We start from the raw sequence: 26,554 nt of genomic DNA on the forward strand, positions 1-26,554 counted from the left end.
GCAGCCTGTCTCATACAAAAAGACAATACTTAAGCAGCGAATCATATGATTCGCCGCGACGAGTAATGTCCTTTTCTATGTCAGACTACCCGAGTCTCAGCGCCGGTGTTTTGGGTTACTCGGAGGAGCATTACGCTCACCTAAACAACACATTCTGGATCGGCAAAAAAACGCTTCTCTCAGAATGAAACAACCTAAGACCTTGAATCGAAAGCCTTTAATTATACCACGAGCACAGACTTAACTCTAGCCCTCACGAGCACACACATGGCTTTTAGTGAGCAAAAAATAGGCAAGCCCCTATTAACCCTGATGCATCTCATCATGCTTAATTACTATCTTGCCACTACTTCTGCCTCCGCTTGCCGACGCAGACTCTCCTGCATTTGCATAATCTCCCGATAACGAGCGATATCCGCAGGCTCGCGCAAACCTGATGCCGCCAGCATCTCCATTTCAGACTTCAGGACTTGAAAACGCATTTGCCGGATTGCGCCAGTCAATTCCACGCGCACAACATCAATATCAGTCTCGGTCTGCTCAGCGATTTCTGCGATCAAGGTATCGTAATCGGAGCCAGATGCCCGCAAATGCTCGGCAAGTGCGGCGAAATTTGCCTGCTCACCCATCGCTTGCGCAGAAGACACCAGATACATCAGCATTTCCGCCCCGTCCGGCGCCAGATTCGCCGCATCCGCCAGAGCACTCCGGTCCAAAGCAACCGACAGCGAAGGATGCGCGACCAAGATGCGCATAATTTGCCGCTCCAAACCCACGGGAGCGCTACGCCTGCTTTTAGGCGATGCAATTTTGACCCGGGCAACGGGCTGACTTAATTCAAACAATGCTTCGATTTCCGCCGGTGTTGTCTTGGTCACCTGAGCAAGACTACGTACCATCTGTAACCGCAAACCCGAGGCAGGCATTTGCTGCAGCAAGGGTTTAGCATCAAATTGCACTTTGGCGCGCCCCTCCGCCGTCGACAAATCACTGTCGCCAACAACTTCTTTCATGAAAAATTGCGATAAGGGCATAGCATCCTGCACTTGCTGAGCAAAAGCCTCGTTACCGAGCGCACGGATATAACTATCCGGATCATGTTCAGTCGGTAAAAACAGAAATTTAATGACTTTATTATCATTTGCATGAGGCAGGCAGGCATCCAAAGCACGCCTTGCCGCGCGGCGTCCAGCACTATCGCCGTCAAAGCTAAAAATCACGTGGTCCGTCTGACGCAGCAATTTTTGCACATGTGTTGGCGTACATGCCGTACCCAAGGTTGCCACCGCTTGCGGAAAACCCATTTGCGCCAGCGCGACCACATCCATATAGCCCTCGGTTACCAGCACATAACCAGCTTCACGGATAGACTGACGCGCCTCAAACAGACCGTATAACTCAAAGCCTTTTTGAAATAGCGGCGTTTCGGGCGAATTCAAGTATTTGGGCTCACCCTGCTCCAATATTCGCCCACCAAAACCGATGACCTGACCTTTAGTATTGCGAATGGGGAACATGATGCGCTCACGAAAACGATCGTAACGCTTACGCCCGCCGCCGTCCTCTTCACTTTTGTCAATAACCAGACCCGCCTCAACCAAAGCTGGTGCCGCATAATCCGGAAAAACCGCACGCAATCCGTCCCATCCGTCAGGCGCATAACCAAGCCCGAATCTGGCAGCCACTTCGCCCGTTAACCCGCGTTTTTTCAAGTAGGCAATTGCCGCTTCAGCCCCTCGCAATTGCAAGCGATAATGATCACAAGCCTTGGTCATGACATCCGTCAGCGCCAGACTTTTTGCCTGAACTTCGGCTCGCTGAGCGGGAAGTAGCTTGTCATCCTCAGGCACAATCATGCCGTTGTTTTGCGCCAGATCCTTTACTGCATCAACAAAGCTCATGCCGGAATATTCCATCAAAAAACCGATGGATGTACCATGCGCACCACAACCAAAACAGTGGTAAAACTGTTTGGTCGGACTTACTGTAAAACTTGGGGATTTTTCGTTATGAAAGGGGCACAAACCCATGTAGTTTGCACCACCTTTTTTGAGCTGGACATACTTACCCACCACATCGACGATATCGACGCGGGCGAGCAAATCCTGGATAAAGGTTTGTGGAATCAAAATCGTCAGCTCAAAATTACAGCAATTAGCGTGACGTCAATGCAGCCTTTACCAATGCAGACACTGCCGTCATATCAGCGCGACCCGCGAGTTTCGGTTTCAAAATCGCCATGACTTTACCCATATCCTGCGGGCCGGCGGCGCCAGACTCTGCGACTGCGGCAATCACCTCAGCCTGCACTTCGGCATCCGACATGCCAGCCGGCATATAGGCGGACAAAATCGCCAGTTCAGCTTTTTCAATATCCGCCAAGTCCTGGCGACCGCCTGCTTCGAACTGACTGATCGAATCTTTGCGCTGCTTGATCATCTTATCGATAATGGTCTGCACCATTGCATCCGTCAATTCAACGCGTTCATCCACTTCTTTTTGCTTCATCGCCGCAGTGATCAGGCGAATCGTACCCAGCTTTGCCGTTTCTTTTGCACGCATCGCTGATTTCATGTCTTCGGTAATTTGATCTTTTAAGCTCATGGATTTTCCTGGCAATGTAATTTATTAAAAACACAAAGCCCGCTGCGGACTACCGGAGCGGGCATGCTAGCCATCAAATGCAACAATGATGAACGATACTGCGTAGCAGCATCAGTCCAGAATTAATACATTTTCTTAGGCAATTGCTGACTACGAATGCGTTTGTAGTGGCGCTTTACTGCGGCAGCCAGCTTGCGCTTGCGCTCTGCAGTTGGCTTCTCGTAAAACTCGCGTGCGCGCAATTCGGTCAACAGACCGGTCTTTTCGATGGTGCGCTTGAAGCGACGCATAGCGACTTCGAACGGCTCGTTTTCTTTAAGGCGAATTGTGGTCATTTAAGTTCGGAACCAATGAAAAATTTATAGGAAGAACGAGATAATAGCAGAACTTTGATGAGATTGGAAGCTGAACTGATTAAATCTTACGCAAAACTTCAGTGCACATTCTATTCCCTATAATTTACAAGTCCTAAGTTCATTGTGAGAATGATCAAATATAGGGAGTATGCTATTTTTTATACCTGGATGCGCACTGTATATAAGGGCAATTGAAAATACACCAGGGTAGTATAAAGACTAAATAAAAAACAACATCACCCTAATAAAACGGTAAACAAATCTGCCAATCAGAATTCAATCAAAATTAGATGGCACTGCCTGCTGCAAATCCCGACGACCAAGCCCATTGAAAATTGTATCCGCCTAGCCACCCCGTCACGTCGACGGACTCACCAATAAAGTAAAGCCCCGGACAATTCTTCACCATCATGCTTTGCTGCGAAAGCTCACGCGTATCAACACCGCCGCGCGTCACTTCGGCTTTACGATACCCCTCAGACCCATTCGGGATCAGTTGCCAGCGATTCATGTTGTCACCCAACTGACGTAAGCGCTTGTCAGTCAAATCGGCGACTTTGGCATCTCCGGCAAACCCATTCGCCGTGAGCACCCCCTCTGCCAGACGGGCAGGCATATAAGTAGCAAGATGATTCGCCAGATTCTTTTTAATCGTCCCCTTACCAGCAATCAACTCTTCCGCCAAATCGACTTCGGGTAGCAAATTGACCGTAATCGCCTCACCTGGCTGCCAAAAACTAGAAATTTGCAATACTGCCGGACCAGATAATCCACGATGGGTAAATAACAAGTCTTCGCGAAAAATCGTTTTATTCTTTTTATCACCGATCGCGATATCAACCTGAAGCGAAATTCCCGCCATCGGCACAAAAGGCTCCCATGCATTGGAATCAAAAGTCAGGGGCACCAGCGCCGGTCTTGGCTCAACAATCTTCAGGTCGAATTGACGTGCAATTTGATAAGAAAAATCCGTAGCACCGATTTTTGGAATGGACAATCCTCCCGTCGCAATCACGAGTTGTGTGGCCGAGAATGCCCCCTGCTCCGTAAGAACCTGATATCCAGCGTCTGTACGCTGAACTTCCTTAACCTGACAAGGCATGCGCCACTGGACTTTACCCAGATCGCATTCCGCCTTCAGCATACGAATGATATCCTCCGCGCTGTCGTCACAAAATAGCTGGCCTTTATGCTTTTCGTGATACGCGATCCGGTATTTTTTGATCAGATTTAAAAAATCCTGCGCGGTGTAACGCGATAAAGCACTTTTACAAAAATGCGGATTTTCAGACAAGAAATTTGCTGGGCCAGCTTGTAAATTAGTGAAGTTACAGCGACCACCGCCAGAGATACGGATTTTTTCCGCCAGCTTCACGGCATGGTCAATGAGCAAGACGCTCTTGCCGCGCTGACCTGCAATGCTGGCGCACATCATGCCAGCAGCGCCCGCGCCAATGACGATTGCATCGTAGTGTTGACTCATTTCCTGACTTTCGTATTTTTTCGGCTCTGATAAACTCCGCCGGACTTTCGCCAGGCAAGATTGAGGCGTGATTGTAGCCGATGTAATCCATGCGATTTGCGGACTGCCAACAATTAAACAGGTAAAAACATCCCTCAATTTAATGCTGAGCAACCGAAGCCAGATACAAAAAAAATACGCATCCAATAGGATTGTCGCCGGACGAAACCTACGCACCCAGTGCTGCGACCACCGATGGTAAATTAGTTAATTGATATTGCACATCAGCACAGCGCACCACATCGCCAATCACAATGACGCTTGGGCTCCCTAGCGACGATGCAGACAAATCGCTGGCGAGATGCTGCAAGGTCGTGACCAGTTGATTCTGATGATCCCGGGTCGCTGATTGAATGACGGCAACTGGCGTTGTCCCAGACAAACCACCGGCAATCAATTCATCCTGAATCTGCTGGCAGTGCGCGACGCCCATATAAATCACCAGCGTTAATCTGGTTTTAGCTAAGGCAGCCCAGTCAGGACGATGATCCGGTGTTTTACCATGTCCAGTAACAAAAATTGCTCCCTGCGACCAGTCCCTATGCGTCAGCGGAATGCCCAGACTGGCTGGTGCGGCCAGCCCGCTACTGATGCCATTGATTACATCAACGGCGATTCCATGCTGCATCAGATGCTGACGCTCTTCGCCACCGCGACCAAAGATAAAAGGATCCCCACCTTTCAAACGAACAACGCATTGACCTGCCCGCGCTTCTGCCAGCATCAGTTTTTCAATAAAAGCCTGAGGCGTTGACTGACAACCACCGCGTTTGCCGACTTGCACGATCCGAGCGGAGGACGAGGCATGCTGTAACACCTCAGGATTCACGAGATCGTCAAGCAGGACGACATCCGCCTGCGCAATCGCTTTAACCGCTTTAATCGTCAATAAGTCAGGATCGCCGGGGCCTGCGCCGACGAGAAATACTTTGCCATAGATATGCATAAATGATGTCCAGAACGTCTTTCAGATACACCTGTTATGCAAGTCACGTTCCATGAAAACCATCTCGTTTTTAGTGGCATTGCGCATTAATTGCACCAAAATAATACAAATTAGTAGATAAATGCCCTCTTATATGGCGGCAATCTCCCAACTGGTATTCGCTAAAATCATTTATAAAATTTCTGCATATCAATAGTCTGTTTTAATTTTGCAACGAAAAGATGTCACATTTCTCAAAATTGCATGTCATATAAACTAATTCTTGACTTGGTTGTTGCAAGAAGAGATAACAGAGCTATTGATAGCGCAAACGATTGCGCAATCATTGAGCACCGAAGCTTTGAGCTCTGTCGTCGTGCATCAAACGCTGCACGCACTGTTTTTGGTCAGGTCAACGGCAATATGAAGCCGTAATAAGAAGTACCCGTTTTCCTGACTGTATGTCGTTTCAATTAACCGAGAGGATGAATCAGATGCAACAACCAACTACCAAGCTCAGCTTGCTGGCACTTGCGGTAGCAACTGCCTTCCCTATGCATGCTGCCTTCGCCCAGACGAAGTCTGGCGATACCAAAGATTCCACCCAATTAGAAACCGTGATCGTCACGGCCAACCGCCGCTCAGAAAACATCAAAGAAGTCCCGATGTCCATCTCTGCCATCAAAGGCGAGGCTCTGGATACGTATAACACCAGCGGTCAAGACATTCGCGCACTTGCTTCACGCGTACCCAGCCTGAACATTGAATCCGATTTTGGTCGTGTCTTTCCACGCTTCTATATCCGCGGTCTGGGCAATACCGATTTTGATCTGAATGCATCTCAGCCAGTTGGCCTGATCTATGACGACGTCGTGCAGGAAAACCCGATTTTGAAAGGTTTCCCGATTTTTGACGTCGATCAGGTAGAAGTTCTGCGCGGCCCGCAGGGTACCTTGTTTGGCCGTAATTCGCCAGCAGGTGTCATCAAATTTGAGTCAGCTAAGCCGACCAACGTCTTTGAAGGTTATGCAAACCTAGGCCTGGGTAACGATAAAGCAGTCAATTTTGAAGGTGCAGTCAACGTACCGCTGAATAGCGACTGGGCAATGCGTTTATCCGGTCAGTCACAATCACGTGATGACCGCGTCACCAACCCGCGTAGCACCGGCACCAAAGAACTCGAAGGCTACCACGACAAAGCAGCACGTATTCAACTGGCGTATAAGAACGGCGGCTTCAGCGCCCTGTTCAATGCGCATGGTCGCGACTTGTCAGGCAACGCCACACTGTTCCGTGCCAATATCATTCAAAAAGGCACGAACGAACTGGTGCCTGGCTTCAACTACAGCAGCTATCCGACTGACGGTATCAATACTCAGACCCTGAGTTCATCCGGTGTCAGCGCGCGCCTGCGCTGGGATTTTGATGGCATGACACTGTATTCGATCACTGCCTACGACAAAGCAAAGTTATATAGCCGCGCTGACGTCGATGGTGGTTATGGTGCCTCCTTTGCGCAACCGATGGGTCCTGGTTTTATTCCATTCCCAGCGGAAACCGCAGACGGCGTGCCAGACCTGAAACAGGTGACACAAGAGATTCGTCTGCAATCCAATACCAAAGATGCTCTGCAATGGATCGCTGGCGTGTATTACTTCAAAGAAGATTTACAAGTTGATAGTTTCGATTTCAATTCATTGGGCGGTAATGTACAAGATGGTTACGCAGTACAGCACCAGCATGCGAAATCATGGGCAACATTTGGTTCTCTGAATTATGCGGTCAGCGATCAACTGAAATTGCGCGGCGGTGTGCGTTATACCAGCGACAAGAAAGACTTTGATGCACGTCGTCCATGGACACCCGGCTCTGCCCCTAGCAACAACCCTACTGTCTACACCGCAAGCCCTAGCTCTACCAACATCAGCTGGGATTTAGGTGCCAATTATGCAGCAGACTCAACGACCAATTTCTTTGGTCGTATAGCAACCGGTTACCGCGCGCCAAGTGTCCAGGGTCGTGTTTTATTTGGTGACGGCATCTCTGTTGCAAATTCCGAAAAAGCTCTGTCTTTTGAAGCCGGTATCAAGAAAGACATTCTAGACAATACTGCTCGCGTAACAGCAACCGTATTCCAGTACACCGTCAAAGACTTGCAACTGACTGCAGGTAGTGGCGCAGTCAATCAAAACAAACTGGTCAATGCAGACAAAGCAACCGGTCAGGGTTTTGAAGTTGATCTGCAAGCAAACCTGAGCCGTAACTGGAAATCAACGGTCGGCGTCAGCTATAACGACACCGAAATCAAAGATGCCAAATTGTTTGTCTCTCCTTGCGGTAACGGCTGTACTGTCACGAATCCGGCAGGACCTGTTGCAGGTACTGTACTGATCGGCGGCAATCCATTGCCACGCGCACCGAAGTGGATAGGCAACTTCACGCTCAAATACAGCACGCCGATTGCTGATGGCGATCTGTATGTATTCACCGACTGGGCATACAAAGACACCTACAACATGTTCTTGTATGAAGCCAAAGAATACAAAGCCAAATCCCTGCTGGAAGGCGGCTTGCGTGTTGGCTACAAATGGGCGGATGGCAAGTATGAACTGGCTGCTTATGGTCGTAACATCACCAACAAGCAACAAGTCATCGCAGCGATCGACTTCAACAATCTGACAGGTATCCTGAACGAACCACGCAGCTACGGCGTGCAGTTCAAAGCGAACTTCTGATGAAATTTTGACGAATTTCTGACGAACTTCTAATTGAAGAAGACGCATTAATTAATCACGATAAGTCATGCTCAACAAAAAAGCGCCGGTTCATCCGGCGCTTTTTTTATATCTCTTTCGTCAAATCTGACCTCTCGCTCCCTGTATTAGGGATACATCCGTTCCAAGTCTCCTCATAACGCTTCAATTGACATGTAAGCTTAAGCCCCGGCAAATCGCTCTTTGAGTAATTTTGTGACCATAACACAATGCTCCACCTGATCTGCAATATTTGCCGGTACTGCCACATCGCCCGCCAGCACGGACTCAATCCAGCGCGCCGTAGTCGCCGCATCACAAGTTTCAGGTATATCTGGCAAATCGCCGGACAGGCTCTGATGCGTCTGTACCAAGGTCGTACATTGCCCCTCATGAAACCAGTCAATCTGTTGCGCACGTCCGGTACTCGCCACTGTCTCCCCCTCGGTACCACGCATCAAAAAAGCATCACCACGTTCATGCGGTGCAATATCAGAGAAATACTGATGCAACATAATCTGATATTCAGGGTGCGTATAGGAAGTCAGCCTCAAAGCCGGACTGGTAAAAGGCTGAAGGATTTTTACCAGCGTATGAGTAGAATTGCGAACCCCCAAGATTTTGCGCATCGCCAGAATACGTGTCATCGCCGGAGACAAGGTATCTATCGACATGAAAGCCGGTTCATGCTGTGCCATTAGCGCTTCTGCCTCCGCGGCAGAATGCGCAAACGGCTTACCAAGCGCCTCAAAAATTTCCGCTGTTGTCACCCGTCCGGCATCTTTCAGCACGCCATGCACCAGCACAGGCACACCTCTGCGCGCTAACAGCAAAGCGAGCAAGGGTGTCAGATTTGCCTTCTTACGGGCACCGTTGTAACTTGGGATCACCACAGGAACATGCAATCTATCTGTTGGCGCATGTAAGGCAAGAATCTGGGTCTGCGCCGCGGCCATAAAGCCTGCAATCTCCTGCACCGATTCACCTTTAATGCGCATCGCCAGCAAGATCCCGCCCATCTCCAGATCAGATACCCGCGCCTCCAGCATGGCGCCATACAATAACTGCGCATCCTCTTGCGACATGCTACGGGCACCTTCTTTTCCGCGTCCGATTTCTTTGATGAAGCGGGCTGCGGGAAAGAGAGAGGTAGATGAAGTATCGATCTTTTTCATTTAATTAAACGACTCAAAAAAGTCATAGGGCAGTGAATATAAATTGGCATGAAAGCTATTTCATTTTCAAGTATTCATAAATGATAACCGCTCATCAAAATCAATTACAGAATGATTTGATTAAGAATTTATATAAGGACTAGCGCTGAAGAATAAATGTCTGATAAAAAATACGAGACAAGTCAACTGAATGAGCATTTTATACATCAGTAGATAAAATAAAAATGCGATCAAAATACTCAATATGATGATCGCAAAAAGTTTACTTGATTTTATTACCAAATAAATTTGATTTAGGCTTACGTTCTTTAGCAGTAATTGAAGATTTTTTTGAATTAATCGCCAACTCTTTATTCACTTGACGAGATTTTACTGAAACAGGTTTTAGCACATGTTGCAACATAGATTTACCTCTCTGATTATGAAGGACAATATGTCACTTCTAATTTATCCTAAGAGATATGTTTTTTTAAGTCAACAATGCTGCTTCTAAAAATGAGCACTCTCTCCCATCAATCCCATATATGAAGAATCACGTTCTTCTCTTGTCGAGCATTACAATATAAATCATAGTGCCAAGAACTATTCAATTGGTTATCAAACGGTGATAACAGTTGAAATTGGCTCACTCCTGATCACAATCATCTTCTTCAGCTCCGGCACACAAGAACCACAATTCGTGCCGCATTTAAGACGCGTTTGCAGTCCTGCAAGCAGCTCATCCTGACTGCCAGTCATTGTGCCCAGGGCACTATTGATTTCAGTATCGGCGACGTTCAGACAACTGCATACGACCTTGCCTCTTGCCGTAAAACCTTGTGGCGCAGTGGTACTCGGCATCAACAATAAGCGACCGAGCTTGGCGACGGGTTCTTCATCGACCAGATAGGCTTTCAGCCAGCTTTCTGCCGACACGTCACCCGCTAAGGAGACTGCCGACAGCTTGCCATCCTTGACCATGATATGCCTGGCATTACCGCGCTTGCTATCGTCATAGCGCAAAACTTCAGCACCGGTGATGCCGAATAACTGCTCGATCTGTTGCGTCAACTCCGGCGCTGCGGCGTAGTCGTCAGCGGCACGAAACAAGATACCTGTTTTGTCGCGACCAAACGGGGTGCAACTAGCATAAGCAAACTCACGCATGTAAGGACGTAATGCCTTTTGCAGGATCAAGGCTTGCTCCTGATCGATCCAGGCAAATACCAGGAAACGCCACGGCAATTCTGCTTTAAGAATTTTGACGGCCGCGGCCTTCAGCTCCGGCTGCTTAGAGCTGGGATCGATCGCAGGCGATGTCAGCGCATTCACACCGTAGCCAGCATGCTCGCCATGGCCACGGCCGGACACATACTCTTCACCCCAATGCATGGCAACAAACACCTGACCGGCACGCATCTCGTCGCTCTCTTGCACAGCGAAAATCTGCGATCCGCGCCGGCTGGTCACATGCACCAAGTCGCCCTGCTGCAAAAACCGTCTGTCCATATCTTGCTTAGACATCGCAATCCCAGGCTCAGCAGCGTGCGAAAACAATTGTGCAACCGTGCCGGTACGGCTCATACCGTGCCATTGGTCACGCAAACGTCCGGTATTGAGCTGGAAAGGATGGCGCGCATCAATCGCGTCTTTGACCGGTTGATACACGGTATTGACGAAACGGGCACGCCCTGTCGCTGTCGGGAAAATTCCGTCCTCATACAAACGTTGCTGTCCCTTACTCGCACCTTCCGGATAGGGCCATTGCTGCGCGCCCGCCTGCTCAAGAATCGCATAGGACAAACCGGTGATATCGAGGTCACGTCCACGGGTACTTTCACGATGCTCGTTCCAGACCTGCTCTGGTGTTTCATACGGAAAAATCGAATGGGTTTTACCTAGTAAGATTTCCAGCTTGCGTGCAAACTCGGTGGCGATTTCCCAATCGTGTCTGGTCTCACCGGGCTTATCCAGCGCCGGATTGACGCGAGTGATACGTCGTTCAGAATTAGTCACCGTACCGGACTTCTCCGACCAGGTCGTCGCTGGCAACAAGATGTCGGCATAGGGCACAGTCGCAGTGGTGCTATAGGCTTCCTGCACAATCACCAGTTCTGCTTTATTGAGCGCTGCTCGTATCAGGTTTTGCTCTGGCATGGACTGCGCAGGATTCGTGCAGACGATCCAGATAATTTTGATCTCACCGGCACGCACGGCCTCAAACATGTCGACTGCCGTTTTGCCTGGCATCGCGGGTACATCATCCACACCCCACAGCTTAGCGATTTCGGCTCGGTGTACTGGATTCGCTAAATCGCGATGTGCCGACATCAGATTCGCCATGCCACCGACTTCACGACCGCCCATCGCGTTGGGCTGTCCGGTCAATGAAAACGGACCGGCGCCAGGTTTGCCAATCTGATGCGTGGCGAGGTGGAGATTAATCAGTGCGGCATTTTTTGCCGTGCCGGATGACGACTGATTCAAGCCCTGGCAATACAGGGACAGTGTGGCTTTGGATTGTCCAAACCAGCGAGCGGCCTGGACTAAATCGGCTTCGGTAATACCGCAGGTCTGTGCGACGAATTTGGGGGTGTAATCGCGTACGGTTTGCTTGAGTTCAGCAAAACCTTCGGTGTGTGCCGCGATGTACTCATTGTCGATCAGGTCTTCCCACAAACACAGATGCAACATGCCATTGAATAAAGCGACATCGGTACCCGGCAAAATCGGTAAAAACAAATCGGCTTCACGCGCCGTATCCGTACGACGCGGATCGGCAACGATAATTTTGAGCCCAGGATTTTTTTTTCGAGCGTCTTCGATACGACGATACAAAATCGGATGGGCGTACGCTGTATTCGAGCCGACGATAAAAATGACTTCTGCGAGATCCAGATCTTCATAGCACGCTGGCGGCGCATCTGCGCCCAACGTCTGTTTGTAGCCAGCGACCGCGCTCGACATACAGAGCCGGGAATTGCTGTCGATGTTATTGGTACCGATCAGACCTTTGGCGAGCTTATTAAAAACGTAGTAATCCTCAGTCAGCAACTGACCGGAAATATAAAACGCCACACTGTCGGGCCCGTGCGCTGCAATCGTATCGACGAACTGTTGCGCCATATTATCTAAGGCGACGTCCCAATTTACCTTGCTGCGCGGCTGCTCACGCGTAACACGCATCTCTGGATATAAGGCACGCGTTTGCATCTTGATCGCGGGTTGTGCCGACAGATGCAGCGTGCTGCCCTTGCTGCATAAACGGCCAAAGTTCGCCGGGTGATCAGGATCGCCGCGAACCCCGGTTACCTGCTGGCCTTCGGTCTGAATAATGACACCGCAACCTACCCCGCAGTAACAACAGGTGGCTAGTGTTTCGGTCATGTGCTTACCTTTTTGAGAATGCAAAAATACTATACTCCATACCAGTATTATTTAAAGCACCAATTAAAACTTGCGGAAACAGCATAGTTTTAATATAAGTAAAGGGGAGTATATTAATTTTCGTACTTGATGACGGTATCTTGGCGAATGTGAATCAGCGCGATGCCTGCGCAGGCATGCATCACCGCCCAATCACGCACTCGCAGGATCCAGGGCGAGATTTTTCAGTTCTTCAGCATCCAGAAAAACCTGACCATTATCGATTTTCAGTGCAAATTTTTGCGTACAGCCTTCGTCTGGCGATACCGCGCACCCCGTCGGCAATTCAATATTCCAGTTATGCAGCGGACATGCCACTTTTTCACCAAAGACGATTCCCTGAGACAGCGGACCGCCCTTGTGCGGACATTTATCGAGGAGGGCGAAAACTTTATTTTCACTGTTACGAAAAATCGCGACATCGGGTTTGGCGCTGCGAGTTACTACACGCGCACCGAGTACCGGAATATCATCAACGTTGCAAATAGGTTTCCATTGTTCGGACATGGTGTTTCCTTTTTTATCTCTCACACATGGATGCGACTCACGCATCCATGTGGCGTTCTGGTGCGCAAGCACACCTTGTTTATCAGGCTGAGTTCTCTGGGCGAATTTTCTCGACGATTTATCAGGATGCTGACAGCATCTCAAACTGACGCGTGTCGACTTGCGCCTTCTCCGGTTCATGCCAAGGATCACTCTCGCCTTCGAGAGCGAACAGCAAGCGCTGATACAACTCTTTACGACGCTCTTCATCCTCGAGTACGATTTTCTTCACATGATCAAGACCAACACGTTCGAGATAATGCACGGTGCGCTCGAGGTACCAGCCTTCTTCGCGATACAACTGCAAGAAGGCACCGGTGTACTCCATGACCTCCTCATGCGTTTTGAGCTTGACGAAGAATTGTGCAACCTCGGTTTTGATCCCGCCGTTACCACCGACATAGACTTCCCAACCAGAATCGACGCCGATCACGCCTACGTCTTTAATACCCGCTTCCGCACAATTACGCGGACAACCGGACACTGCCAGCTTAACCTTGTGCGGCGAATACATACGAGCCAGTTCGCGTTCTAACTGCTGCCCCATCAAGGTCGAGTTTTGCGTGCCCATGCGACACCATTCACTACCTACACAAGTTTTGACAGTACGCAAACCCTTGGCATACGCCAGACCTGACGGCATGCCGAGGTCATGCCAGACTTCGCGCAGATCTTCTTTTTTCACACCCAGCAAATCGATACGCTGACCGCCAGTGACCTTCACAGTAGGAATTTTAAATTTATCGACAACATCAGCGATACGACGCAATTCAGAGGCATTCGTCTCACCGCCCCACATCCGCGGAATCACGGAGTAAGTGCCATCCTTCTGGATATTTGCATGCGAGCGTTCGTTGATAAAACGTGATTGCGGATCATCCTTTGCCTCACGCGGCCAGGTCGAAATCAGGTAATAATTGATCGCAGGACGACAGCTTGAACAGCCATCCGGTGTGCGCCATTCCATGAATTTCTGGGTCGTTGCGACGGTCAGCAATTTATGTTCTTTAATCGCATCGCGCACTGCCTGATGCGAATGATCGGTACAGCTGCACATGGCTTTGACTTTTGCGCTATCGCTGTAATCACTGCCGACCGTGAACATCAGAACCTGTTCCACCAATCCGGTACAGGAGCCGCACGATGCCGACGCTTTGGTATGTTTGCGCACTTCATCGAGAGTCAGCAAACCTTTTTCTTTAATCGTACTGACGATCTTGCCTTTACAGACGCCATTACAACCACAGACTTCTGCGGTATCCGGCATCGCGGCAGCTTTAGTAAAACCTTCGTGACCTACGTCACCGGTATTGGATTCACCAAACATCAAGGTGTCGCGGATCTCTGCAATGTTTTTGCCTTCGCGCAGCAGCTTGAAATACCAGCTTCCGTCAGCAGTGTCGCCATACAAACAAGCACCGATGAGCTTGTCATCCTTGAGCACCAGCTTCTTGTACACGCCACCTATCGGATCAGACAGGATGATCTCTTCGGTATCTTTGCCGCCCATGAATTCACCGGCGGAGAACAGATCAATGCCCGTGACTTTCAGCTTCGTCGATGTGACTGAACCCTGGTAACGGCCAATCCCAAAATTCGCCAGATGATTCGCGCAGACCTTGCCCATTTCAAATAATGGCGCCACCAGACCGTACACAGTGCCTCGATGATTCACACATTCGCCGACAGAATAAATACGTGGATCGTAAGTCTGCATGGTGTCGTTGACGACGATGCCACGATTGCAATACAGCCCTGCAGACTCTGCCAGTGCGGTGTTCGGACGAATACCAACTGCCATGACGATTAACTGCGCGGGAATCTCCAGACCGTCAGTGAAGCGAATGCCCTTTACGTGGCCATTGTCATCACTCAGAATCGCTTCTGTATTTTTTTCCAGCAAGAAGGAGAGGCCGCGATCCTCCAGCGATTTTTGCAGCATCCTGGCAGCAACCTGATCAAGCTGACGCTCCATCAGCCAGCCCGGCAAATGGACCACTGAGACTTTCATGCCGCGCATCATCAGACCATTCGCCGCTTCCAGTCCCAGCAAGCCACCGCCGATGACCACGGCATGCGTATGTTTTTCTGCCGCTTCGATCATAGTATTGGTATCGTAAATATCGCGATACGCGATGACGCCTTTGGCATCCTTGCCTGGCACTGGCAACATAAACGGGACAGAGCCTGTAGCAATCAGAAGGCGATCATAGTCTGTCTGCGTACCATCTTCGGCGATGACCAGACGCTTGACGCGGTCGATCTTGACGATTTTTTTACCGAGATGCAGGGTGATATTATTTTCTTCATACCAGTCGACATCGTTGAGCATGATGTCTTTAAAATTCTGCTCACCGGACAAAACAGGTGAGAGCAAAATACGGTTGTAATTAGCATGTGGCTCAGCACCAAATACCGTAATGTCGTACAGGTCGGGGGCAATTTTCAGCAACTCTTCCAAGGTACGCACGCCTGCCATACCATTACCCACCATCACTAACTTCAATTTCTTCATGGCTAACTCCTTTACTTGTCTCTGCTACTGACTAAGCAAGAGCAATGCCAGTTGGTTTTTATGCAAATACAGGATCCATCACCGTGATGAAGTCCGACTCCGTGAGCCGCTATTTTTGTACGTACGTATAAGATATTCCTGCTCAATTAGCGGTTCAATCCGACCATCGTATTGCATCAAACTTGATCATTCGCTTTTTTGTACGCTTCACCAATTCAATGCTCCGATGCAAAATATCGCACCCAAAAGATGCAACCAGGCACCACTACTGGTGCATCGCACAAATCATGAGCATTGCGATCTTCGCGTGTCGTTTGCTCTATGAGATTTGCCTCAATTTTGCGCGCAATCGTTTGCCTGAGTTTGCACGATTAGGTGGCATGGCACTTGCAAGGGGCATTAGCATTCACTTTTGGAGCAATCATGCAGAAAACCTCTTTCTGGAAAGCGGGACATACTCCCACGTTACTCGCCGCCTTCTTTTATTTCGATTTGAGTTTTATGGTCTGGGTACTGTTAGGACCACTTGGTATACAGATATCTAAAGACTTGGGACTTAGCGCTGCACAGAAAGGTTTAATGGTCGCCACACCGCTGCTCGCCGGTGCACTGTTACGTATCGTGATGGGGATGCTGGTCGATCATCTGAAGCCCAAAAAAGCCGGACTCATCGGTCAGTTTGTCGTCCTGGTTGGCCTGTGCTGGGCGTGGTTGGGCAATTTACATAGTTATGAACAGCTACTATTCCTCGGCATTATCCTTGGCGTCGCGGGTGCCGCATTTGCCGTTGCGCTGCCGCTTGCCTCGCGCTGGTATCCGCCTGAGCATCAGGGTACGGCGCTGGGGATTGCCGGGGCTGGTAACTCGGGGACCGCGTTCGCCGCGTTGTTTGCACCTGCACTGGCGATTGCTTTTGGCTGGCAAAATGTATTCGGTCTGGCCTTGATTCCATTACTGATCGCTCTGGTGGTCTATCTGGTGTTTGCCAAAGATGCGCCTGGTGATACGCCGACCAAATCACTAGGCGAATATCTGGCTGTCTTAAAAGATAAGGACGCCTGGTGGTTTATGTTTTTTTATAGTGTCACATTTGGTGGCTTCTCTGGTCTGGCATCAACGCTGACGATTTATTTCAACACACAATATGGCGTATCACCGGTGACCGCCGGTTATTTCACAGCGGCTTGCGTGTTCGCAGGATCCTTAGTACGTCCTATGGGAGGAAGAATCGCTGATCGTATCGGCGGCATTAAGACCCTATCCGTGATGTATGTGATTGCCTCAAGTTTCTTGTTTATCGCCAGTACAGGCTTGCAATCAGCAATGAGTGCCGTGATTGTATTTGTCATCGCGATGCTGGCACTTGGCACTGGCAATGGCGCGGTATTTCAACTGGTGCCACAACGCTTCCGCAAAGAGATGGGAGTCATGACCGGACTGGTTGGTATGGCGGGTGGTGTTGGTGGCTTTTATCTTGCTGCGAGTATGGGATACTCGCGTCAGATCACCGGTAGCTATCAACTTGGTCTGATGATTTTTGCCAGCCTGGCGATTGTCGCGCTGATCGGTTTATCATTGGTGAAAAAGCGCTGGCGTACTACCTGGGGTTCTGCCGCAATGACCACGGCAAAAATCTGAGCACAGCAATAAGATAAGACTTTCACGATAAACCACAGAATGACATCATCACACCACCACGTAATCACATGCCCTTAATCGTCACTGCCGGCTACTCCTCAATTGCCGGCATACGTCCCCGCAATGAGGATTTTGTCGGCATGGTGACCCCTGAGGGACCTGAGCTGTCCACCAAAGGCGTGATTGCTGCTATTGCCGACGGTGTATCCGGCAACGAAGGCGGACGCGAAGCGTCAGAATATGCCGTGCGTGGTTTGCTGACCGATTATTATGCGACGCCAGATACCTGGGAAATCACCACCGCCCTGGAGCGCGTATTAGTCGCCATCAATAGCTGGGTACAGCAACAAGGCACAGTGCGTAAAGAACTCGCGGGTATGGCGAGTACGCTGACCACGCTCGTGCTGCGTGGCCGCATGTACTACACCGCGCATGTCGGCGACACCCGGTGCTATTTATACCGGGACGGACAGCTGCAAAAATTAACGCAGGATCATGTCTGGGACAGGCCGGAAATGCAGCATGTGCTGACGCGCGCTATTGGCCTCGATAGCCGCCTGGCGCTCGATCATGGCATGGGAGAACTCAAACTCAACGACGTCTTTCTGCTTGCCAGCGATGGCGTCTGGGCAGCAATGACTGAGTACGACTTGACCGATGTTATGAAACAGCTTGCCAACGCAGAACTAAGCTCAGAACAAGCGGCACAGAGTTTGACAGAAGCAGCCATCAAATCAGGTTCGCAAGATAATGCCAGCGCGATGTTTATCAAAGTCAGCAGCCTGCCGGAAGGGGATCTGCGCGATGCCTTATCACAGTTACGCACCCTGCCGGTTCCGCCAAAAATGAAGCCGGGACAAAGCATCGATGGTTATCTGATTGAAGACATTATCCATACCTCAGCAGCTACACTGTTATATCGGGTAGCCGATCCGGTGCAGCACCGGACGCTGGTGCTCAAAACCCTGCATCCTGATCGCGCTAACGATGCGATGGAAATCTCCGCATTTGCGCATGAAGCGTGGCTGGCAAAAAAAGTGGTGGCGCGTTTTTTTCCACAAGTCATCAGTCCCGAGCATAAAAATTTTTTGTATTACCTAACAACCTGGCACGCGGGAGACTCTCTGCAGCGTCGCATGGACGCGGGTCAGCATTTCACGATTCCTGAAGTCATTACCTACGGCAGCAAATTAGTGCGCGCCATCGGTGCATTGCATCGTCGCAGCATCCTGCATCGAGACATCAAGCCGGACAATGTGCATCTCGGTGAAGATGATGAAGTCCGTATTCTGGATTTAGGTGTCGCCCAATCCGGGCTAGATGCTGAAGATAAAAACCTGAGTGCCAGTACCAGTATGGCAGGGACGCCGTCGTTCCTGGCTCCGGAACAATTTCAGGGCGAACCGGCATCGCGTCAGACGGATCTGTATGCGACTGGCGTCACCCTGTATTACCTGCTCACCCGGCATTATCCGTATGGCGAAGTCGAGCCATTTCAGCGACCTAAGTTTGCACAGCCTACCCCGCCGACCCGCTATCGGCCGGATCTGCCACTGTGGCTGGAAAATGTCTTGCTGAAAGCCGTCGCGCGCGATTGTCCTGATCGTTTTGAAACCGCCGAAGAATTTTTGCTCGCTTTAGAGCGCGGGGCAACCAGACCGCTGGCGGCACCTGCAGCACAACCGCTGGCCAAGCGTGATCCGGCTGGCGTCTGGCGCGCCATTGCCGCAACATCGATCATCCTAAATTTGCTCTTAGTCTATGTTCTGATGATCCGCTGATATGACGAACTCTGTTGTGCCCCTACATTAAAGGCACAACAGTTTGGATAATTGACGCGACAAATCTGATCGCCACGGATTCCTTCAAGACACCCATTCATCCGTTGCCCACTCCCCCCATACAAGGGAACCATGCCGTATCCCCTAGCTCCGCTTTAATCAGGCCGCATCCTTGGCGGGATGCGACTGCCGATGGTATAGGAACTCCAGCACGGCACTACGGTATTCCGCGTATTGAGGATTTTGCGACAACGCAACACGATCACGCGGACGATCCAGATTGACGCTGAGGATCTCACCGATAGTCGCTGCAGGACCGTTAGTCATCATCACAATGCGATCGGACAACAATACCGCCTCATCCACATCATGCGTCACCATCACTACGGTAGATTGAGTCTTGGCAACGATCTTCAGTAATTCATCTTGCAAATGCGCGCGGGTCAGTGCATCAAGTGCGCCGAACGGCTCATCCATCAATAAGACTTTTGGTTCTATCGCTAACGCACGGGCTATGCCGACACGCTGTTTCATACCTCCGGAAATTTCATTAGGACGTTTTTTTTCTGCATGCATCAAACCAACTAACGACAAAGCTTGTAAGGTACGTTTTTGTAATTTAGTCTTATTTTCAGCTGCGCCAAAAACCCGTTCCACTGCAAGGTAAATGTTTTCGTAACAAGTCAGCCATGGCAATAAAGAATGGTTTTGAAACACCACACCACGCTCTGGAGACGGGCCGGAGATTTCGCGATGCGCACACAACAAAGTGCCTGACGTCGCTTCGGTAAGACCTGCGATCAGATTCAGCAAAGTGGACTTGCCGCAACCGGAGTGACCAATCAGAGTAATGAATTCGCCTTTACGCACCTTGAGGTTGATGTCGCGCAGTGCGTGGAAGCTACCTTTCTTGGTGTTGAACATCATCTCGACCTGATTGATCTCGATATACTTTTGATCTCCTGCAGGATCTTTGGACAATGAGTCAATCACAGTCTCAGATGGCTTCATGACGATACCTCTTCATAAGTGAAGGCGCGGGCAATCGCGACCAGAATTTGTTCCAGAATCAAACCGACTAAGCCAATGACGATAATGGCAATGATGATGTGAGGAACGTTTAAATTATTCCATTCATCCCATACCCAGAATCCAATCCCGACACCGCCTGTCAGCATCTCGGCTGCGACGATCACTAACCATGCGGTACCGATCGCCAGACGTACTCCCGTCAGCATGTAAGGCAAGACCGAAGGGAATAAAATCTTCGTGACAATTTTCCATTCAGATAAATTCAATACCCGCGCCACGTTCATATAATCCTGCGGCACACGCTGCACACCGATCGCCGTGTTAATCACCATCGGCCAGATAGAACAAATGAAGATGGACCAGATCGCGGCAGGATGGGCAGACTTAAATACCAGCAAGCCAATCGGCAACCAAGCTAATGGCGAGACCGGTTTCAGCAAGCTGATAATAGGATTAAACATGCCGGACAAAAAGCGAAACCGGCCTATCATGAACCCTAGCGGAATCCCTACTGCGGCAGCCAGTCCAAAACCAACTGCCACCCGTTTCAGCGATGCGTAAATATTCCAGCCTATGCCTTGATCGTTCGGTCCTTTTTGATAGAAAGGATCAGAAAATACATTGATCGCCTCTTGCAAAGTCACCCAGGGAGACGGAAAGGATGAATTTTTGAATGCAATAATTTCCCAGATCAGCACCAGCAAGCCAATACCAAATATCGGCGGTAAAACACTCAACAAAAACGGTCGTATGGAACGCTTCACTTTTACCTCCTTATTTTTTATCGCTACTGTTGTCGATGTTGTTGTCGTCACTGCGGCCGCTGTTAGCTCTGACATAGCAGATGAAGTGGCTCTTTCTGTTGCGCTGTCAGCCACCGATGTTGATGACTCTCTTATCGGCTCTCTAATGACACCTTGCACCATGGTATTCATCGCAACTCCTTAGGCTTTGATCTTGAAGGATGCTGCGTACGCAGCGGGATTCTTACCATCCCATACGGTACCATCCATCAATTTACTGCTACGCATCGGGTCTTTGGGGACGCTGACTTTTGCCATTGCTGCAGCATCTTTGTAGATATCAATACGATTTACAGATTTTGCGACGGCCAGATAATCCGGATCGGCTTTCAGCAAACCCCAGCGTTTGTGCTGAGTGAGGAACCACATACCATCAGACAAATAAGGGAAATTCACTGCGCCATCGTTGAAGAATTTCATATAGTTAGGGTCATCCCAAGTCTTACCCAATCCATTTTGATAACGACCGAGAATCCGCTGATTAATGACATCAACCGAGGTATTGACATAGGATTTATCGGCAATCGTTTCAGCCATTTTATTTTTGTTCAATAGCGATGCATCAATCCAGCGACTGGCTTCAAGAATCGCCGCTGTCATTGCTCTGGCTGTATTCGGATATTTCTGTGCAAACTCGGCAGTTGTACCCAATACTTTTTCCGGATGATCTTTCCAGATATCTTGTGTTGTGGCGGCAGTAATGCCAATGCCGTCGGCAATCGCACGATGATTCCAGGGCTCACCGACGCAGTAGCCATCCATATTACCCACACGCATATTCGCGACCATTTGCGGTGGCGGGACGGTAATGACTTTAGCGTCTTTCATCGGATTGATTCCGTATGCTGCCATCCAGTAATACAGCCACATGGCATGTGTACCGGTAGGGAAAGTCTGTGCAAAAGTGTATTCGCGTTTGTCGGTTTGCATGAGCTTGGCGAGACCGGCGCCGTCTACCGCCCCTTTTTCTGCCAGCTTTTTGGATAAGGTAATTGCTTGTCCATTGTTATTCAGCGTCATCAAAATATTCATATCCTTCTTGGATCCGCTGACACCCATTTGCACGCCATACAGCAAGCCGTATAAGCAATGTGCAGCGTCGAGTTCGCCGTTGACCAACTTATCGCGTACGCTTGCCCAGGACGATTCTTTGGTCGGTACAATTTTGATGCCGTATTTTTTGTCGAAGCCAAGCACGGAGGCCATCACGACAGACGCGCAATCTGTCAACGGGATGAAGCCAATGCGAACCTCCTCCTTCTCTGGCTTATCTGAGCCTGCTGCCCACACACCACCGGTCGCTAATCCCATTGCACTTGCTCCTGCAAATAAGCTGGCGCTTTGTACGATACTGCGACGTTTATGATTAACTGATTTCTCATCTTGACCGCCTTCAGGTTTGGTGGATGTCTCTTGCTTCAACATGTCTGCACTCCAGCTATATAATTTGTGGACAAAAAAAAGGCGCCTTGCCACCAAACGATTTGTTTGTGTGGGAAGACACCTTTGTCTGATGCGAATCGACCGCCGTTGGTCTGATTCACAAGTGCGCCATCGTTGGCGCTTATCTGTTCTTATGCAATTGCTGTGCCAGATTGCCTTTACATCAGATTTAAATTCAAAACGGCGATCAATATCCCATTAGCAGATGCGACGATACGCCTGGGTATTCACTGAGATGAAACACTCTGACCTGAGTTCCGACTTGAAAGAGGTAAGCAAAAATATTTGCGCTTAAAAATCGAATCTCGACTGAATAACTCGAGCTAATGTGGCGCTTAATATGAAAAATGTATAAAAAATTCGCACTGTTTTTGTGCGCCGCACCACACTTGTTCACTTTACGATATTGGCAATAGCATTCTGGTCACCCCAGCAAATCTGCAACGTCTAATACTCTTTGCGCCAGATCAACTAGTTTGAGATTTTTTTCCATCGCCTGTCTGCGTAATTTTTGGTAAGCCTCATTCTCAGACAACTGATGACGCTCCATCAGCAAGCCCTTAGCGCGCTCGATGGTCTTGCGTTCCGCCAGCTTGGCTTTGGTATCAGACAACTCAGAACGTAGCTTCTGATCAGCATTAAAGCGCGCCATTGCAACATCCAATACTGGCTTGATACGCTCGCTATGCAATCCGGCAACGACATAGGCAGACACACCAGCCTCCATTGCTGCCGCCATGTTTGACTGATTACTGTCTTCGGTGAACAACACGATAGGCCTCGGCGCATCACGAGTAGCCATCACCATATGCTCAAGCACATCACGCGAATCCGACTCAGCATCGATAATGATCATATCCGGCTGCAGCTGAGCGATGCGTTCGCTCATATACAGATCACCGGGAATCACAGCAATAATGTTGTAACCCGCTTGCAGCAAGCCAATCCGGAGCGCACGTGAACGGGCAAGCTGTGCCTGCGCATGTGGGTCTTGTTCGTCTTCATACAAAATCACGGTGTTGACCACCACGATCTTTAAACTCGGCGGTGGCAGCACTGATTCTGGAAAATTCGGCTTATTCATCAATTTCCACTTGTTATCGCTATAATCCTGCTTTTACGTGCTTGCATGTTACATTCACATGCAAGAATCGCTCCACTCTGGCATCTGCCACTAGAAAACACAATGATAGTTCTTGGTCTTGAATCTTCCTGCGACGAAACTGGTCTTGCCTTATATGACACTGAACAGGGTCTGTTGGCACATGCGCTGCACTCACAAATCGCCATGCATCAGGAATACGGTGGCGTAGTACCGGAACTGGCTTCACGCGACCACATACGACGGGCAATTCCTCTATTGGAAGAAGTGCTAATCAAAGCACAATTACCGCGCACTGCGATTGATGCAATTGCTTATACACAAGGACCAGGCCTGGCGGGCGCGTTACTGGTTGGCGCGTCTGTAGCCTGCGGGTTAGGTCTGGCGCTAGATAAGCCGGTGTTGGGCATTCATCATCTGGAAGGTCATTTGCTTTCTCCTTTATTAGCCAGCAAACCACCGGCATTCCCATTCATCGCCTTATTGGTGTCCGGCGGTCATACGCAACTCATGCGCGTCGATGGCGTAGGTCAATATCAATTGTTGGGTGAAACTCTCGACGACGCTGCGGGCGAAGCATTTGACAAATCCGCCAAACTCTTAGGTCTGTCATATCCTGGAGGGCCTGCAATCTCACGTCTGGCAGAATTCGGTGATCCGCTGGCTTATAAGTTTCCTCGTCCTATGTTGCACTCCAAGGATCTGAACTTCAGTTTTTCCGGTTTAAAAACGGCCGTGCTTACCGTTGTCAAAACTCATACGGCAAATATCTGCGAACAAGATAAAGCGAATATTGCGCGCGGCTTTGTGGATGCACTGGTAGATGTCCTGGTCGCAAAATGTGTGACCGCGATGAAAGAACATGGCATGAAACGCTTAGTCATTGCAGGTGGCGTGGGAGCGAACAGTCAACTGCGAGCTGCGTTAACTACGGCCGCCACTAAACGACGTTTTCAGGTGTTTTATCCTGAGCTGGAATTTTGTACTGATAATGGCGCAATGATTGCATTTGCAGGTGCGATGCGACTCAAAAAAAATCCCGCTTTAGCCAAGCGGGACTATGGTTTTAACGTAAGGCCTCGCTGGCCTTTGCACGAATTGGAAGCTGCTTAAATTCAGCACCGGCATGTCAGCTTTTGCTTCAACTATCTTTGATTACGATACCCAGGCTTAGTGATGCAGGAGCTCAGCGGCGATGGGTCACTTGTAGACACCACAACCAACAATGACGTCCTCATACTTTTCTATATACATTGATTTAGGTTCGATTTGCTTCGTCAGCGGATTCAGAAATTTATAATCCTGCCAGCCGCTGCCTTTTTTCTTCGCCATCTCAAGACGTTCTTTAATAAAAAATTTACCGTCTTCGTCTTTAAGCTCAATCATGTCTTTGCCGACCATGCGCGGATTAAGATGTGCCAGATTTTTGCCATTGAAGTCATACACAACAACGTATAAATCTTTATCTGAGTAGTGCCCATCACGTTTATTGATCTCGGCAATCGTAGCCTGCACCCCAGATTTTTTCATCGCCTCAATGGTTTTTTGCACCATTGCTTTCGCCTCGCTGGCGGTGCCATGCTCTGCCGACGATACGGGCATACACCAGAAAAAAGAAAGCGCGCAAATTGCAGTAGCTACTTTTTTGAACATGATAAATCTCCATAGAAATTTTCAGCACAACAAGAATTTCATCTTAGATGGCAAACAAACATATTCCTAGCCATAAAACCTACTTCTTTTTGCTACCGAGCTTACTCTCTTTGCCCTTCATCAGATTCGTAATATTTTGGCCGTGACGATAAATCAATAAACCACTCATCACAAAAATTGCCAGCAACTTGATATCCGGCCCGAACAAAAAACCATAGTAAAAAGGCGCAAAAATTGCCGCAATCAAAGCCGCCAGAGAAGAATAGCGGAATGCAAATGCAATGATCAGCCACGTCGCCAAGGTCGCAAGTCCCAGCCAGGGATTCAATCCCAGCAATACCCCCAAAGCAGTAGCGACGCCCTTGCCACCAATGAATTTAAAAAATACCGGCCATAAATGCCCGAGAAACACAGCAATCGCCACCAGACCAACGGCATTTTCACTCAAGTCAAACTGCGGGCCATAAGTGATCGCCAGCCAGACAGCTAACCAGCCTTTAAATCCATCGCCCAGCAAAGTCAGCACCGCTGCGACTTTGTTCCCGCTACGCAGAACGTTCGTCGCACCTGGATTTTTAGAGCCATAAGTACGCGGATCTGCCAGACCAAAAATTTTACTGACCACTACCGCAAATGAGATTGACCCGATCAAATAAGCGGCAAGTACTGCGAGCAAAGTAGTCATTCGATTCCTTCTAATAATGTAAGAGTATGTGAGTCTGTTCGGCAGTTTATGTGAATTTCATAATGGCATGAATAATTTCATCAACTTGGCAAAAAATTTACTCATCAAGTGCACATTGCACCGGCTGCGCTTGCAGCAAAGAAGTCAGCAACTCTGGAGCGACACCAACCAGATAACCCCGCTGACCACCATTAATATAAATTTTGCCCAGATTCAGAATGCTGCTCTCAACATAAACCGGCATCTGTTTCCGTGTACCAAACGGCGAAGTACCACCAATCAGATAGCCAGAATGTTTCTGTGCGATTTCAGGTTTGCACGGCTCCACCGATTTACATCCGATTTGCCGCGCCAGATTCTTGGTCGATACTTTACGATCACCATGCATCAAAACAATCAAAGGTTTAGCAGCATCATCTTGCATCACTAGAGTTTTAACCACAGCATGCTCGTCAACCGCCAGCTCACGGGCAGAAACTGCCGTTCCGCCATGCTCTTCGTAGGCATAAGGATGCTCAGAGAACACCGCTTTATGTTTACGTAAAAATTGTGTCGCTTGTGTGACAGATACGTGTTCTTTTTTTGCCAAAATAGTCTCACTATCACATTTCATGTC

General features: G+C 49.3%; 22 protein-coding genes. 5 read left to right on the forward strand and 17 right to left on the reverse strand.

Annotation, left to right across the window (positions count from 1 at the left end; genetic code table 11):
• Nucleotides 1-335 precede the first annotated feature (335 nt).
• The 5 genes from dnaG to cobA all read right to left on the reverse strand — a co-directional run bounded on the left by dnaG (nt 336) and on the right by cobA (nt 5,428).
• On the reverse strand, nt 336-2,129 hold the full coding sequence (dnaG, locus tag ACO0K4_RS18630) for a DNA primase (RefSeq protein WP_422958179.1): 1,794 nt from the start codon (nt 2,127-2,129) through the stop codon (nt 336-338).
• A 25-nt stretch (nt 2,130-2,154) separates the two neighbouring features.
• Nucleotides 2,155-2,604, reverse strand: coding sequence for a GatB/YqeY domain-containing protein (locus ACO0K4_RS18635; protein ID WP_422958180.1), 450 nt, complete (start codon nt 2,602-2,604; stop codon nt 2,155-2,157).
• A gap of 122 nt (nt 2,605-2,726) precedes the next feature.
• On the reverse strand, nt 2,727-2,939 hold the full coding sequence (gene rpsU, locus ACO0K4_RS18640; RefSeq protein ID WP_005877634.1) for a 30S ribosomal protein S21: 213 nt from the start codon (nt 2,937-2,939) through the stop codon (nt 2,727-2,729).
• Between the two features lie 307 nt (nt 2,940-3,246).
• Nucleotides 3,247-4,443, reverse strand: a complete 1,197-nt coding sequence (locus ACO0K4_RS18645; RefSeq protein ID WP_422958181.1) for an NAD(P)/FAD-dependent oxidoreductase — start codon at nt 4,441-4,443, stop codon at nt 3,247-3,249.
• A gap of 208 nt (nt 4,444-4,651) precedes the next feature.
• The gene (gene cobA, locus ACO0K4_RS18650; RefSeq protein ID WP_422958182.1) at nt 4,652-5,428 is read right to left on the reverse strand and encodes a uroporphyrinogen-III C-methyltransferase; all 777 of its coding nucleotides are present in this window, start codon (nt 5,426-5,428) and stop codon (nt 4,652-4,654) included.
• A gap of 473 nt (nt 5,429-5,901) precedes the next feature.
• Here cobA and ACO0K4_RS18655 point away from each other — a divergent pair, with 473 nt between their 5' ends.
• Nucleotides 5,902-8,142 carry a TonB-dependent receptor gene (locus ACO0K4_RS18655; RefSeq protein WP_422958183.1) on the forward strand — a complete coding sequence of 747 codons (2,241 nt, stop codon included), beginning with the start codon at nt 5,902-5,904 and terminating at the stop codon, nt 8,140-8,142.
• Between the two features lie 200 nt (nt 8,143-8,342).
• Here the strand turns inward: ACO0K4_RS18655 and ybiB are convergent, their stop codons facing one another.
• The 5 genes from ybiB to nirB form a co-directional block, all read right to left on the reverse strand.
• Entirely contained in the window at nt 8,343-9,335 is a 993-nt protein-coding gene (gene ybiB, locus ACO0K4_RS18660; protein WP_422958184.1) for a DNA-binding protein YbiB, read from the reverse strand.
• A gap of 262 nt (nt 9,336-9,597) precedes the next feature.
• Nucleotides 9,598-9,738, reverse strand: a complete 141-nt coding sequence (locus ACO0K4_RS18665; RefSeq protein ID WP_422958185.1) for a hypothetical protein — start codon at nt 9,736-9,738, stop codon at nt 9,598-9,600.
• A 194-nt stretch (nt 9,739-9,932) separates the two neighbouring features.
• Nucleotides 9,933-12,701 (reverse strand): molybdopterin-dependent oxidoreductase, encoded by a 2,769-nt coding sequence (locus ACO0K4_RS18670; RefSeq protein ID WP_422958186.1) that lies wholly within the window; start codon nt 12,699-12,701, stop codon nt 9,933-9,935.
• A 192-nt stretch (nt 12,702-12,893) separates the two neighbouring features.
• Nucleotides 12,894-13,247: a nitrite reductase small subunit NirD gene (gene nirD, locus ACO0K4_RS18675; protein ID WP_422958187.1), complete on the reverse strand. Its 354-nt coding sequence runs from the start codon at nt 13,245-13,247 to the stop codon at nt 12,894-12,896.
• Between the two features lie 121 nt (nt 13,248-13,368).
• The gene (gene nirB, locus ACO0K4_RS18680; protein WP_422958188.1) at nt 13,369-15,801 is read right to left on the reverse strand and encodes a nitrite reductase large subunit NirB; all 2,433 of its coding nucleotides are present in this window, start codon (nt 15,799-15,801) and stop codon (nt 13,369-13,371) included.
• Nucleotides 15,802-16,224: 423 nt separating this feature from the next.
• On the opposite strand from nirB, the gene ACO0K4_RS18685 reads away from it, so the two are divergent.
• Together ACO0K4_RS18685 and ACO0K4_RS18690 are read left to right on the forward strand one after the other, a co-directional pair.
• Complete coding sequence (locus ACO0K4_RS18685; protein WP_422958189.1) at nt 16,225-17,439, forward strand: nitrate/nitrite transporter; 1,215 nt, start codon at nt 16,225-16,227, stop codon at nt 17,437-17,439.
• 68 nt (nt 17,440-17,507) lie between these two features.
• Complete coding sequence (locus ACO0K4_RS18690) at nt 17,508-19,220, forward strand: protein kinase domain-containing protein (protein WP_422958190.1); 1,713 nt, start codon at nt 17,508-17,510, stop codon at nt 19,218-19,220.
• A 159-nt stretch (nt 19,221-19,379) separates the two neighbouring features.
• Here the strand turns inward: ACO0K4_RS18690 and ACO0K4_RS18695 are convergent, their stop codons facing one another.
• Nucleotides 19,380-20,231 carry an ABC transporter ATP-binding protein gene (locus tag ACO0K4_RS18695; RefSeq protein ID WP_422958191.1) on the reverse strand — a complete coding sequence of 284 codons (852 nt, stop codon included), beginning with the start codon at nt 20,229-20,231 and terminating at the stop codon, nt 19,380-19,382.
• A complete protein-coding gene (gene ntrB, locus ACO0K4_RS18700) occupies nt 20,228-21,016 on the reverse strand; it encodes a nitrate ABC transporter permease (RefSeq protein ID WP_422958192.1) in 789 nt (262 codons plus the stop codon). The genes ACO0K4_RS18695 and ntrB overlap by 4 nt, the downstream gene beginning before the upstream one ends.
• Here ntrB and ACO0K4_RS18705 point away from each other — a divergent pair.
• Nucleotides 21,003-21,200 (forward strand): hypothetical protein, encoded by a 198-nt coding sequence (locus ACO0K4_RS18705; RefSeq protein WP_422958193.1) that lies wholly within the window; start codon nt 21,003-21,005, stop codon nt 21,198-21,200. The genes ntrB and ACO0K4_RS18705 overlap by 14 nt on opposite strands.
• Here the strand turns inward: ACO0K4_RS18705 and ACO0K4_RS18710 are convergent.
• Nucleotides 21,197-22,480, reverse strand: coding sequence for a CmpA/NrtA family ABC transporter substrate-binding protein (locus tag ACO0K4_RS18710; protein WP_422958194.1), 1,284 nt, complete (start codon nt 22,478-22,480; stop codon nt 21,197-21,199). The genes ACO0K4_RS18705 and ACO0K4_RS18710 overlap by 4 nt on opposite strands.
• A gap of 442 nt (nt 22,481-22,922) precedes the next feature.
• Complete coding sequence (locus ACO0K4_RS18715) at nt 22,923-23,582, reverse strand: ANTAR domain-containing response regulator (protein ID WP_422958195.1); 660 nt, start codon at nt 23,580-23,582, stop codon at nt 22,923-22,925.
• Nucleotides 23,583-23,684: 102 nt separating this feature from the next.
• On the opposite strand from ACO0K4_RS18715, the gene tsaD reads away from it, so the two are divergent.
• Nucleotides 23,685-24,713: a tRNA (adenosine(37)-N6)-threonylcarbamoyltransferase complex transferase subunit TsaD gene (tsaD, locus tag ACO0K4_RS18720; RefSeq protein WP_422958237.1), complete on the forward strand. Its 1,029-nt coding sequence runs from the start codon at nt 23,685-23,687 to the stop codon at nt 24,711-24,713.
• 87 nt (nt 24,714-24,800) lie between these two features.
• Here tsaD and ACO0K4_RS18725 read toward each other — a convergent pair whose 3' ends face one another.
• The 3 genes from ACO0K4_RS18725 to ybaK all read right to left on the reverse strand — a co-directional run bounded on the left by ACO0K4_RS18725 (nt 24,801) and on the right by ybaK (nt 26,530).
• A complete protein-coding gene (locus ACO0K4_RS18725) occupies nt 24,801-25,253 on the reverse strand; it encodes a cache domain-containing protein (protein WP_422958196.1) in 453 nt (150 codons plus the stop codon).
• Between the two features lie 79 nt (nt 25,254-25,332).
• Nucleotides 25,333-25,938, reverse strand: a complete 606-nt coding sequence (gene plsY / locus ACO0K4_RS18730) for a glycerol-3-phosphate 1-O-acyltransferase PlsY (protein WP_422958197.1) — start codon at nt 25,936-25,938, stop codon at nt 25,333-25,335.
• Nucleotides 25,939-26,035: 97 nt separating this feature from the next.
• Nucleotides 26,036-26,530: a Cys-tRNA(Pro) deacylase gene (gene ybaK / locus ACO0K4_RS18735; protein ID WP_422958238.1), complete on the reverse strand. Its 495-nt coding sequence runs from the start codon at nt 26,528-26,530 to the stop codon at nt 26,036-26,038.
• Between the last annotated feature and the right edge of the window lie 24 nt (nt 26,531-26,554).

The organism is Undibacterium sp. RuTC16W (assembly GCF_049339445.1).
In the GTDB taxonomy this organism is placed as follows: Bacteria; Pseudomonadota; Gammaproteobacteria; order Burkholderiales; family Burkholderiaceae_D; genus Undibacterium.

What these genes read in the sequence shown, in the direction of transcription:
- ACO0K4_RS18635 (WP_422958180.1), bottom strand. Translation starts at nt 2,604, where the DNA reads ATGAGCTTAAAAGATCAAATTACCGAAGACATGAAATCAGCGATGCGT.
- rpsU (WP_005877634.1), bottom strand. Translation starts at nt 2,939, where the DNA reads ATGACCACAATTCGCCTTAAAGAAAACGAGCCGTTCGAAGTCGCTATG.
- ACO0K4_RS18645 (WP_422958181.1), bottom strand. Translation starts at nt 4,443, where the DNA reads ATGAGTCAACACTACGATGCAATCGTCATTGGCGCGGGCGCTGCTGGC.
- cobA (WP_422958182.1), bottom strand. Translation starts at nt 5,428, where the DNA reads ATGCATATCTATGGCAAAGTATTTCTCGTCGGCGCAGGCCCCGGCGAT.
- ACO0K4_RS18655 (WP_422958183.1), top strand. Translation starts at nt 5,902, where the DNA reads ATGCAACAACCAACTACCAAGCTCAGCTTGCTGGCACTTGCGGTAGCA.
- ybiB (WP_422958184.1), bottom strand. Translation starts at nt 9,335, where the DNA reads ATGAAAAAGATCGATACTTCATCTACCTCTCTCTTTCCCGCAGCCCGC.
- ACO0K4_RS18665 (WP_422958185.1), bottom strand. Translation starts at nt 9,738, where the DNA reads ATGTTGCAACATGTGCTAAAACCTGTTTCAGTAAAATCTCGTCAAGTG.
- ACO0K4_RS18670 (WP_422958186.1), bottom strand. Translation starts at nt 12,701, where the DNA reads ATGACCGAAACACTAGCCACCTGTTGTTACTGCGGGGTAGGTTGCGGT.
- nirD (WP_422958187.1), bottom strand. Translation starts at nt 13,247, where the DNA reads ATGTCCGAACAATGGAAACCTATTTGCAACGTTGATGATATTCCGGTA.
- nirB (WP_422958188.1), bottom strand. Translation starts at nt 15,801, where the DNA reads ATGAAGAAATTGAAGTTAGTGATGGTGGGTAATGGTATGGCAGGCGTG.
- ACO0K4_RS18685 (WP_422958189.1), top strand. Translation starts at nt 16,225, where the DNA reads ATGCAGAAAACCTCTTTCTGGAAAGCGGGACATACTCCCACGTTACTC.
- ACO0K4_RS18690 (WP_422958190.1), top strand. Translation starts at nt 17,508, where the DNA reads ATGCCCTTAATCGTCACTGCCGGCTACTCCTCAATTGCCGGCATACGT.
- ACO0K4_RS18695 (WP_422958191.1), bottom strand. Translation starts at nt 20,231, where the DNA reads ATGAAGCCATCTGAGACTGTGATTGACTCATTGTCCAAAGATCCTGCA.
- ACO0K4_RS18705 (WP_422958193.1), top strand. Translation starts at nt 21,003, where the DNA reads ATGGAACGCTTCACTTTTACCTCCTTATTTTTTATCGCTACTGTTGTC.
- ACO0K4_RS18710 (WP_422958194.1), bottom strand. Translation starts at nt 22,480, where the DNA reads ATGTTGAAGCAAGAGACATCCACCAAACCTGAAGGCGGTCAAGATGAG.
- ACO0K4_RS18715 (WP_422958195.1), bottom strand. Translation starts at nt 23,582, where the DNA reads ATGAATAAGCCGAATTTTCCAGAATCAGTGCTGCCACCGCCGAGTTTA.
- tsaD (WP_422958237.1), top strand. Translation starts at nt 23,685, where the DNA reads ATGATAGTTCTTGGTCTTGAATCTTCCTGCGACGAAACTGGTCTTGCC.
- ACO0K4_RS18725 (WP_422958196.1), bottom strand. Translation starts at nt 25,253, where the DNA reads ATGTTCAAAAAAGTAGCTACTGCAATTTGCGCGCTTTCTTTTTTCTGG.
- plsY (WP_422958197.1), bottom strand. Translation starts at nt 25,938, where the DNA reads ATGACTACTTTGCTCGCAGTACTTGCCGCTTATTTGATCGGGTCAATC.